2 pseudogenes are annotated in these 696 nt (G+C 73.9%); one reads left to right on the top strand and one right to left on the bottom strand.

Features of this window, described 5'->3' with window-relative positions:
• Positions 1 to 230, bottom strand: a pseudogene (locus tag AOK09_RS41610) (4-aminobutyrate--2-oxoglutarate transaminase); the annotation flags it as partial.
• Positions 231 to 468: 238 nt separating this feature from the next.
• Between AOK09_RS41610 and AOK09_RS41225 the strand changes: the two are divergent.
• Positions 469 to 696 (top strand): annotated as a pseudogene (locus tag AOK09_RS41225) (hypothetical protein); the annotation flags it as partial.

The raw sequence follows: 696 nt of genomic DNA, 5'->3' as shown, positions 1-696 counted from the left end.
CCGGAGCCGAAGTCGATCAGCGAGTTGCCGTCGACGTCCTCCACCACGCCGCCGCCCGCGCGGGTGATGAACACCGGCAGGGTCGTGCCCACGCCGGACGGCACCGCGGCGGCCTTGCGCGCCTGCAGCTCCTGCGACTTGGGACCGGGGATCGCGGTGACGAGGCGGCGCTCCTGGGGGAGCGACGGGCCGCCGGGCAGCTGCCCGGCGCTGGACGGAGCAGCGCTCATGGAGTTCTCCAGACGTACGGGGACGACCGTGGGATATCGGCTCTTCCTCTGCAGGTTATGGCCGCCCCGAGGGCGGTGCATGCGCCACTCGGGCGTAGTGCGGAGCCGTAGTTGGCCCGCCCGGACAGCGCCGCTCCGCCGCGGCGTACCTTCGCGGCGTCCGCGTGCCGCTCACCTGCGGGTGCCGCCTCCACTACATTGAGTCGGGGCTGAGTGACGGGGAAGGAGCGGGGCCGGGATGGGACTGGACGGCACGTACGGACAGCGGACCGGTCCGGAACCCCCGGTGTCTCCACCGCCGTTCCTCCCGGAGGCCCGTGAAGGGGACCCGGACCGGTTCCGGCACCGGCCGGCGCAGCCGCCACAGGGGCCGTTCGACCTCTTCGGCTGGCTCGCCGGACCCCGTATCGAGGGCGTCCCGGGACTCTTCGGCCTGGGCCATGTGCCGCGGCGGCAGGAGGCCACG

It is taken from the genome of Peterkaempfera griseoplana (assembly GCF_001418575.1).
GTDB classification, from domain to species: Bacteria; Actinomycetota; Actinomycetes; order Streptomycetales; family Streptomycetaceae; genus Peterkaempfera; species Peterkaempfera griseoplana.
Note: the sequence above shows the minus strand (reverse complement) of the source record. Positions and strands in the feature narration are given on the sequence as shown.